Origin of the sequence: Pelagibacterium sediminicola, assembly GCF_003390885.1 — a bacterium.
Taxonomy (GTDB): domain Bacteria; phylum Pseudomonadota; class Alphaproteobacteria; order Rhizobiales; family Devosiaceae; genus Pelagibacterium; species Pelagibacterium sediminicola.
This window is the reverse complement of sequence record NZ_QMEL01000019.1, coordinates 1-8,072: the sequence shown is the minus strand read 5'-3', so window position 1 is coordinate 8,072 and position 8,072 is coordinate 1. Positions and strand designations below refer to the sequence as shown.

Genomic DNA, 8,072 nt, shown 5'->3' with positions numbered 1-8,072 from the left:
CCTGAAGGGCGCGAACCAGTTGCCTTTGCTCATCGAAGGCGTCACATTCACCGACGGCGTAGCCACCAGCGTCGCCGAAAATCGCGCCGCTTGATCAGGCCGTATCACCCAAAATCCCGCATAGCTCACCTCGAGGGTCCAGGTATCGTCCGTTTCGAGCCGATGGATATTGATCAAGAAGGCATAACCATCGACCACTACCCGCTGGCTTTTTCCTGATGTGACCAGGTTAGGGTGGTCTTGATCGTTCATGGGAGGGGCCTCGTTGCTGGTGGTTTTCTGACTATGCCGCCAGAGCCAACAGCGTCAATCACCCACGATGGCAGGATAGTTCCACGGGAGCAGTTCGTTAATGCGGCTCTGCCTATGTCTGGTGACGATGGCGTGGAGTGTCGCGGCCAGCCAGGCGTTGGGATCGACGCTGTTGAGCTTGCAGGTTTCGATCAGCGAGGCGATGACGGCCCAGTTCTCAGCACCGGTATCATGACCGGCAAAGAGCGCGTTCTTCCGATTCAGTGCGATGGGACGGATGGTCCGCTCGACAGCATTGTTGTCGAGCTCAATGCGCCCATCGGTCAGGAACAACTCGAGCCCAGCCCAGTATTTGGCGATATAGCTCAATGCTTCCCCGAGCGGCGCTTTTGGCGAGACGCGCCTGCGATGGTGATCATGCCAATCTTTTATCCGCGCCAGGGCTGGAGCTGACCGCTCCCGGCGCACGGCGAGGCGGTCATCCGGGCCCCGGCCTCGGATATCGGCCTCAATGGCGTAGAGTTCGCGGATGAGCCGCACCCCCTCTTGGGCGATCGGCGCAGGACCAGTGCGGGTGATATCAATCAGCTTGCGGCGCGCATGGGCCCAGCAATAGGCGAGCTGGATACCCGCGCCGACACGGCTGGGCGAGACCAGCCGGTTGTAGCCGGCATAGCCATCCACCTGCAGGATGCCGCCGAAGCCCTGCAATATCTGTTCGGCATGAAGACCACCTCGGCCAGGGGCATAGGTGAAGGCAACACCGGGTGGTGCGGTGCCATTCCAGGGACGCTCGTCTCTGGCCAGGGCCCAGAAGTATCCGGTTTTGGTCTTTCTGGCTCCAGGATCAAGCACCGGAGCGCGGGTTTCGTCCATGAACAGCTTTGAGGACCGTTTGAGGTCCGCCAGCAGGGCGTCATAGACCGGACGCAGCTCGAAGGCGGCCCGACCGACCCAATCGGCCAGTGTTGAGCGGTCCAGATCAATACCCTGGCGGCTGTAAATCTGCGCTTGGCGATAGAGCGGAAGGTGGTCGGCGTATTTGCTGACCAGAACATGGGCGACCATGGCCTCAGTTGGGAGCCCGCCAGGGATTAGTCGAACGGGCGCCGGCGCCTGCACCACACCGTCCGTGCAGGATCGGCAGGCATATTTGGGGCGACGGGTCACGATCACCCGGAACTGGGCCGGGATCACATCGAGCTTCTCGGAGACGTCCTCGCCAATGCAGTGCAGACCGCCGCCGCAGCCACAGATCAGGCTATCGGGCTCAATGATCTCCTCGATCCGCGGCAGGTGCTTGGGGAGCGAACCACGATTGGTGCTGCGCGGTTTGGCCGACCGCCGGGCCGCGCGATCCTCTGCATCTTCCTCGGCGTGGACTGCCGCGATGGCTGTTTCCAGATCCTCCAGCGCCAGCTCGAACTGGTCCGGATCGCTCTTTTCCGACCTGCGCCCGAAGGCCGCTTGCCTGAACGCTGCGACCAGCTTTTCCAGCTGTGCGATCCGCTCATCCTTGCGCTGATTGCGCGCCTCCGCCGCGACGAGCATCGCCTTGAGGGCGGTAACATCGTCGGGAAGTTCGGCGGTCTCGAGCATGACCAGAACCCTAGCAGATCAGGCGCCGGCATGCCCGCAAAAAGACAAGCCCTGAGTCATCCTGCCGCAGTCATTCCACGGCTTCTGGAGCCCTGGCTGCAACGGCCCGAACCCGCCGCCAGTCGAGTCCGGAGAACAGGGCCTCGAACTGCGCGTGGCTGAGTGTCATCAGTCCGTCCTTAACCGCAGGCCAAGTGAAGCTGTGCTCTTCCAGTCGCTTGTAGGCCATAACCAGTCCGGTGCCATCCCAGTAGAGCAGCTTCAATCGGTCGGTCTTTTTGGCACGGAACACAAAGACCGTTCCCGTGAACGGGTCCTTGTGCAGCTCGTTCTTCACCAACGCGGCCAGGCTGTCGTGGCCTTTGCGGAAGTCGATGGGTTTGGTCGCCACCACGATCCGCACCCGGTTCGAAGGAAAGATCATGAGGTCGCCATCAGGGCGTGTACAACCGAGGCAATCCGGCTCGCCGGAGCACCCGGCTCCAAGCGGATGGACACCGCCCCCAACACAATCTCTGGCCCAGCCGACGCCGACGGCTCCTCGGCCGTCACCTCCTCAACCGGAGCGACCATTAGACTCGCAAACTCAACAGGGCCTTCCGGAGCCGGCAGCACCAGCTTCCCATTCCGGGCGAGGGTCCGCCACGACGACAGATGGTTGGCCTTCAGCCCATGTCGCTGCGCAACTTGACCGACAGTCGCCCCTGGCCGAAGCGTTTCGGCGACAATCCGCGCCTTCACCTCATCGGGCCATTGCCGGTTGCGACGCCGTCCCGCGCTGTTTGTGAGAAGCTCCATTGGAGCGTCCATGGAGAAACTCCCGCACTGACATCAATCAGTGCGCAATCTCATGGCCGACACCAGCATGGAAGGTGGAGGTAGGACACCGCTTACCGTGAGTCAGATTCCACAGGTTTTGGTATCAGACAGCATCTGGGCTAACCCGTTTTATCCGAGACGATGTTAATTGGGACGGAAAAATGAAGATCAAGAAAACCGGAACTGTAAATGGGTTCGTTGGACTGATCATGATCGATTATATGTGATGTTCACCAGAAACTTCTCAGTGCGTCACCTGGTCGGCGTGGGACAGACGTACAAGTAGTGGATGTCCGCGCACTCCCTTGAACTCTTTGACATGATCCTCACTGATGACGGCAATATAGGGCTGCCTGAACTCAATGCTCCTCAGTCCATCAAGTGGCAAGTTATCGACCGCCCAATCGATATCATTTCCACATTGTGCGGAATCGTGAACCACAACAAGAAGAGTTTCTGTTGATTGTTCTCGGCGCCAAAAGTCTCTGATCGTTGGCTGGTCTAGTTGGGGACCGCACGTGTCGATTGAGCCTATCAACTCAGCGCCTCCGGTTTCGTCGACGCTCACAATATTGAGCCCTCGATGGCGCAGGGGAATAGCTGCCGAACTGCCGACAATTAGCTGGGTAGGCTCTGGCTGGCCATATCCTGTTGATGAAATATGAAAATCTATCCCGTGCACTGGCGATGTAGATTGAGCGTATGCTTCAGGAATGGTTTTATTTTCCAAATAAAACCCAACACGAAGCTCGGCGAATTCTTGAAGATTGTCGGTCAATATCGCCTGTGGATTGTGCCTAACCGAGAACACATCGCCCTCAATGATATGTTGGAAATAAAGGTCTCCATCTGGGCTGCGATACGACAGACAGGTCCCTTCAACGTCTAAGTCACCGGCAGGCTTGAAGAGAATCGAGTGAATATTTGCGCATGGGCCGACATAGGCCGGGCTGTCACCTTGCGCGAGAAGCTGGGTGAACCACGCAGTTGTGGTTCCGAAATAAACTCCGCGGAAGTCTCCGTTTCGGTCGAAATCGAAAACAACGGGCGTCCGCAGCCGCTGCGCTCCAACCTCGACGTAGGCGCCACCGTCCGCTAAGCGGATTCTGCTTCGGGCAGGATCGTTTTCCATCCAGAGTTGCCGGAAGATTGGAGCCCACGCTCGAAGGGCGCCGTTCATCTCATGGAGACTCCCGGCTTCTTCGACCAAAGTTGGTTCTGAGCTGGATAGATTAACGCCGAGCCCTAATCGATCGGTTTGGAAGCCCAATGCAGCGGCAACCGTTGCGCCAATGTCCAGCGTAGTAGCAGCGCGGTGGGCAATGTCGTCCGAGATACTTTCCTGTTTCCCATTCCAGATCATAAAAGTATTTGTACCACGCAATCCGGACAGCTGGTCGCTGAGTTCGTTAGGCATCATGGGATGATCTGACGAAAGAACTACCATAGTATTTTCGGCGCTTTCGGACTCAAGAATATCTCGAATGAAGCTGGCCAACATCTGGTCCGCGCATCGCAGCGTATCGAGCATCTGAGTGTCGATCCTGCTTCTGCCGCAACTGGGCGATGGGTAGCCAGAGGGGGGGTGGGTGTCGAGCGTCAGCAAGAACAGGCCGAAAGGATCATCGCCTTCCTGCAGGTCATTCAAGTGTTGTCTCGCTGTCGCGAAGGTGAATTCATCGAAGCGCCCCCAACCAGATAAAGGTTCGCCGGGTTCCGTCAATTGTTCCTTGCCAAGCACTTGGGCGAAGCCATGATCATTGAAGAAATTGCCCTTGCCCGCAAAATCCAGAGTGGCCCCTTGAATGAATCTGAGGTCGTATCCGTGGGAAGCAAGTTCATCGCCCAGACATCGCGCAAGGGGCAAGAAAGAGCCGTAGCCGGCCAGGAGATTGCCTTCGCCAGAGGGAGTCCAGAGCGGAATGCCACATTGGCTACCTACGATCCCTCCGATGGTCCAGCCGGTTCCAGACGAGCTGGAGACGTTCTTATAGCTAACGGCTGACTGCTCGAGCTCCACTAGGGCGGGCAGCAGATCATGGAACGCCTCGCTATCAAAGAAACGTCGATCCAACCCTTCTGCATAAATATACACTAGGTTCTTTAGGGTGGATGGCCGCTCAATCGGTCTGACGACAAAAAGCTCATCAAAATTCAGTTGTTTGCCGGATTCTGTTTGATGGATTGCATTAACGGTGCTGGAGTATGACGCGCTTATCGCCTGGTAGAGTCGTGCTGACGACGGATTCGCGACTAACGCTATTAATAGAGCTGAGGAAACAAGGGTTACGGTAAGCGGGCGCATTCGTTTAAAGCGACGGTGAATTAAGAATAGTGTTACAAACAGGGCTGCAATAGAAATAATGAATGCGGCTGTTACCTCCCAAAAATGAAGTAAATCAACGCCCGCAAGTCCGTAGGTCATCTGAAATATTGCTGCGTCATTTATCCCATCTCCAGTGAATTGGTTGGATATCGACGTTACAATAATCAATATAGCGTTTGCGCCAATAAGTATGTAAGCAATGATGTTGAGCACGGTGGGGATTCTTAAATATGTCGAAATTGTCACAATTTATACATATGCACGGGGTTTGCGCAATATAGTGCTGTGGATCGGAGCACGAGTGCCTATGGTATCAGATCGAGAGAGGGAGGAATTGCGCATTCCGACAAAGCCTTGAATCAAAACCTTCCGTAACGAACGAGTTCAGCTTTTCTTGAAAAACCACGATGATATCGTAGTGATCGGTAGAAGCTGGAGGCGAGAGCCAGTTTTCTATGCGGGTTGTGAGCGGGATGATTGTTGATGGGTTACCTTTCGGCGCTATGCCGCGCACGCAAACATACCAGCGCCGAGGCGAGTACACGTTCTTCCCGATCATCGTGTTGGGCTCAGAGATGAGCAGGGGCGAAGCAGTGGGTCGCAATGCAACGTGGCGGGCTGCAATCTCCGCGTAGTTTTCTGGCAGGGCTTCGGTCTCGGAGTTGAACTGCAGTGATCCAATCGAATGGTTCATACCAAAACCTGTGGAATCTGACTCACGAGGGGTTTCTGGCTTGAGTTTGTCGTGATTCACCATCGCAAACGGTTGGAGGTTTGCGATGGCGGCGGCGGTGAAGCTTCGGGATGATTTCAGTTCTGTGCAGGTCCGTGCTTTTGCGCGAATGAGCAAGGATGCAGCGCAAGTCCGCCGCCTTCTGGCGATAGCGACGATCCTGGACGGTGGCAGCCGCAGCGCAGCAGCCCTGACCGGCGGGGTGACGCTGCAGATCGTGAGGGACTGGGTACTGCGCTTCAATGCAGACGGTCCCGATGGTCTGGCTACGCGAAAGGCCCCGGGCCCCGACACGATCCTCAACGACACCCACCGGCGCGCGCTGGCGGACGCCATCGAAGCTGGCCCCATTCCCGCAGTTCATGGCGTGGTGCGCTGGCGGATCATAGATCTCGTCCAATGGCTGTGGGACGAGTTCAAGGTGTCGATCAGCAAGCAGGCTCTGGGGCATGAACTGCGCACCATGGGCTATCGCAAGCTCTCGGCCCGACCGCGTCATCGAGGGCAGCGCCCTGAAGACATCGCCATTTTTAAAAAAACTTCCCCGCGCGTCTGGCGCAAATCCGAAGAAGCCTGCCGAAAGGCACCCGGATAGAGCTGTGGTGGCAAGACGAAGCCCGGATCGGCCAGAAGACGCAGATCACCCGTCGCTGGGCCAAGCGAGGCACAAGACCTGTCGCGCCACGGGATCTGCGCCGGGCGTCGGCCTGGATCTTTGGCGCGATCTGTCCCGCAGAAGGAAAGGGTGCCGCGCTGGTCATGCCCCGCTGCAATAGCGAGGCCATGGATATGCACCTGGCCGAAATCAGCAGTCAGGTCGCGCCCTGAACCGCCCCGGGATTGCCGGAGGCTCCTCTTCTTGAGAGTAAGGAGCCATTATGAAGAAACGGAACACGACTTATTCACCTGAAGTCCGCGAGCGAGCGGTGCGGATGGTTCTGGAGCACCGGGACGAATACGCTTCGGAATGGGAGGCGATCAATTCGATTGCCTCAAAGATCGGCTGCAGCGGGGAGACGCTGCGTAGCTGGGTGCGGCGCGCCGAGCGTGACGCTGGTGTTCGCCCAGGGCCGACGAGCGCAGAACTTTTGCGGATCAAGGATCTTGAACGGGAGGTCCGCGAGCTTCGGCAAGCCAATGAGATTTTACGCAAGGCGTCGGCATATTTTGCGATGGCGGAGCTCGACCGCCCATTGAAGCGATGATCGCCTTTATCGACGATCACCGTGATGCGTACGGGGTCGAGCCGATCTGCCGGGTGCTGCCGATCGCCCCGTCGACCTATTACCTGCATGCCGCCCGGCGTGCCGATCCTTCCCGATTATCGGCCCGTGCGAAGCGCGATGCGGTTCTCAAAGTGGAGGTGCGGCGCGTGTTCAACGAGAACTTCGGCGTCTATGGCGTGCGCAAGGTGTGGCCATCGTGCCAGATGATGCGAACCAGATTGCCCTGACGCCCGCGAAAGACAAACAGATGTCCGCAATGGGGATCGCGCTTGAGCACCTCCTGCACCATCAGTGCCAGCGAGTTGAACCCCTTGCGCATGTCGGTGTGACCCGCCGCCAGCCACACCTGTGTTCCACTTGGAACCGGGATCATCGATCCACCACATCAAGCAGATGCCCCAGGACAACCGGAGCAATATCGGAACGCACGATCATCCGGCGCCCATTGCGCAGTACGATCTCGACCGGGCTGGCTGATCCATTCTCCGGTGGCTCTGGTGGAGCGCCGCCATCGCCGGCATGTGCCTCAACCCCATCAATCTGCACCGGATAGAACGAGGGTGCCTCGAGGCCCAGCCGACCCTCGCGATAGGCTTTGCGCCAGGCAAACAGCAGCGGCACCGCGATCTGGTGTCGGCGCGCCGTCGCCGAGGCCATCCGCGGCGCCGACAGGCTCTCCTCCACGATCCGGACCTTCTCCGCCTCACTGAAGCGCCGCCGCCGCCCCGTATCTACAATCTCGAGCCGCTCAACACGGCTTCTGTCTGTAAGGATATCCATAGCGACAGTCAGCTATCAGACTGACCAATCAAGCCAAGGCGGCCCTCAACGGAGGCTTACTTGGCATCTCGCGTGGTGGCCGGACCACCAAGGTCCATGCGCTTGTCGACGTTATCGGCAGACCACTCTGCCTCGTCCTGACACCCGGCAATGCCTCGGACATGAAGGGAGCAGATCTGCTCATCGCCCACACGGTGGGTATGAAGAGGGTTATCGCGGACCGGGGCTATGATGCGAACCGTCTTCGCTCCACTCTTCGAAGTCAAAACACCATCCCGGTGATCCCCGGCCGCAAGAACCGCAAGCGCAAAATCCGATACGATGAGAAGCGCTACAA

At 58.0% G+C, this 8,072-nt stretch carries 10 protein-coding genes, 2 pseudogenes and 1 other annotated feature; of the genes and pseudogenes, 4 read left to right on the top strand and 8 right to left on the bottom strand.

Annotated elements, in window-relative coordinates; genetic code table 11:
- From DQG18_RS16255 to DQG18_RS16250, 6 genes are all read right to left on the bottom strand, one after another.
- A partial coding sequence (locus tag DQG18_RS16255) for a hypothetical protein (RefSeq protein ID WP_157970215.1) occupies positions 1 to 252 on the bottom strand: 252 nt, incomplete at its 3' end.
- A 54-nt stretch (positions 253 to 306) separates the two neighbouring features.
- On the bottom strand, positions 307 to 1,851 hold the full coding sequence (gene tnpC / locus DQG18_RS15735; RefSeq protein WP_116655200.1) for an IS66 family transposase: 1,545 nt from the start codon (positions 1,849 to 1,851) through the stop codon (positions 307 to 309).
- A gap of 70 nt (positions 1,852 to 1,921) precedes the next feature.
- Positions 1,922 to 2,275 carry an IS66 family insertion sequence element accessory protein TnpB gene (gene tnpB, locus DQG18_RS15730; RefSeq protein ID WP_116655199.1) on the bottom strand — a complete coding sequence of 118 codons (354 nt, stop codon included), beginning with the start codon at positions 2,273 to 2,275 and terminating at the stop codon, positions 1,922 to 1,924.
- Complete coding sequence (gene tnpA / locus DQG18_RS16700; protein WP_342771511.1) at positions 2,272 to 2,649, bottom strand: IS66-like element accessory protein TnpA; 378 nt, start codon at positions 2,647 to 2,649, stop codon at positions 2,272 to 2,274. The genes tnpB (DQG18_RS15730) and tnpA (DQG18_RS16700) overlap by 4 nt, the downstream gene beginning before the upstream one ends.
- 265 nt (positions 2,650 to 2,914) lie before the next feature.
- Complete coding sequence (locus DQG18_RS15720; RefSeq protein WP_116655197.1) at positions 2,915 to 5,209, bottom strand: sulfatase-like hydrolase/transferase; 2,295 nt, start codon at positions 5,207 to 5,209, stop codon at positions 2,915 to 2,917.
- Between the two features lie 100 nt (positions 5,210 to 5,309).
- Positions 5,310 to 5,753 carry a hypothetical protein gene (locus DQG18_RS16250; protein ID WP_157970214.1) on the bottom strand — a complete coding sequence of 148 codons (444 nt, stop codon included), beginning with the start codon at positions 5,751 to 5,753 and terminating at the stop codon, positions 5,310 to 5,312.
- Positions 5,754 to 5,775: 22 nt separating this feature from the next.
- Here DQG18_RS16250 and DQG18_RS15710 point away from each other — a divergent pair, with 22 nt between their 5' ends.
- The 3 genes and pseudogenes from DQG18_RS15710 to DQG18_RS15700 all read left to right on the top strand — a co-directional run.
- Positions 5,776 to 6,324: a helix-turn-helix domain-containing protein gene (locus tag DQG18_RS15710; RefSeq protein ID WP_116655195.1), complete on the top strand. Its 549-nt coding sequence runs from the start codon at positions 5,776 to 5,778 to the stop codon at positions 6,322 to 6,324.
- On the top strand, positions 6,282 to 6,557 hold the full coding sequence (locus tag DQG18_RS16785; RefSeq protein ID WP_116655201.1) for a transposase: 276 nt from the start codon (positions 6,282 to 6,284) through the stop codon (positions 6,555 to 6,557). Before DQG18_RS15710 ends, DQG18_RS16785 begins: the two co-directional genes overlap by 43 nt.
- A 50-nt stretch (positions 6,558 to 6,607) precedes the next feature.
- Positions 6,608 to 7,146, top strand: a pseudogene (locus tag DQG18_RS15700) (transposase); the annotation flags it as partial.
- Positions 6,889 to 7,005 (top strand) — a sequence feature (AL1L pseudoknot). It overlaps the preceding pseudogene by 117 nt.
- On the opposite strand, the gene tnpB (DQG18_RS16605) reads toward DQG18_RS15700, so the two are convergent.
- Together tnpB (DQG18_RS16605) and tnpA (DQG18_RS15690) are read right to left on the bottom strand one after the other, a co-directional pair.
- Positions 7,125 to 7,244, bottom strand: coding sequence for an IS66 family insertion sequence element accessory protein TnpB (gene tnpB / locus DQG18_RS16605; protein ID WP_245958506.1), 120 nt, complete (start codon positions 7,242 to 7,244; stop codon positions 7,125 to 7,127). The pseudogene DQG18_RS15700 and the gene tnpB (DQG18_RS16605) sit on opposite strands and share 22 nt — an antisense overlap.
- Positions 7,245 to 7,324: 80 nt before the next feature.
- A complete protein-coding gene (gene tnpA, locus DQG18_RS15690) occupies positions 7,325 to 7,735 on the bottom strand; it encodes an IS66-like element accessory protein TnpA (protein ID WP_116655193.1) in 411 nt (136 codons plus the stop codon).
- A gap of 59 nt (positions 7,736 to 7,794) precedes the next feature.
- Between tnpA (DQG18_RS15690) and DQG18_RS15685 the strand changes: the two are divergent.
- Positions 7,795 to 8,072 (top strand): annotated as a pseudogene (locus DQG18_RS15685) (transposase); the annotation flags it as partial.

Bases quoted from the DNA above. Each gene is read 5' to 3' on its own strand.
- tnpC (WP_116655200.1), bottom strand. From the start codon at position 1,851: ATGCTCGAGACCGCCGAACTTCCCGACGATGTTACCGCCCTCAAGGCG.
- tnpB (WP_116655199.1), bottom strand. From the start codon at position 2,275: ATGATCTTTCCTTCGAACCGGGTGCGGATCGTGGTGGCGACCAAACCC.
- tnpA (WP_116655193.1), bottom strand. From the start codon at position 7,735: ATGGATATCCTTACAGACAGAAGCCGTGTTGAGCGGCTCGAGATTGTA.
- DQG18_RS15710 (WP_116655195.1), top strand. From the start codon at position 5,776: ATGGCGGCGGCGGTGAAGCTTCGGGATGATTTCAGTTCTGTGCAGGTC.
- tnpB (WP_245958506.1), bottom strand. From the start codon at position 7,244: ATGGTGCAGGAGGTGCTCAAGCGCGATCCCCATTGCGGACATCTGTTT.
- tnpA (WP_342771511.1), bottom strand. From the start codon at position 2,649: ATGGAGCTTCTCACAAACAGCGCGGGACGGCGTCGCAACCGGCAATGG.
- DQG18_RS16250 (WP_157970214.1), bottom strand. From the start codon at position 5,753: ATGGTGAATCACGACAAACTCAAGCCAGAAACCCCTCGTGAGTCAGAT.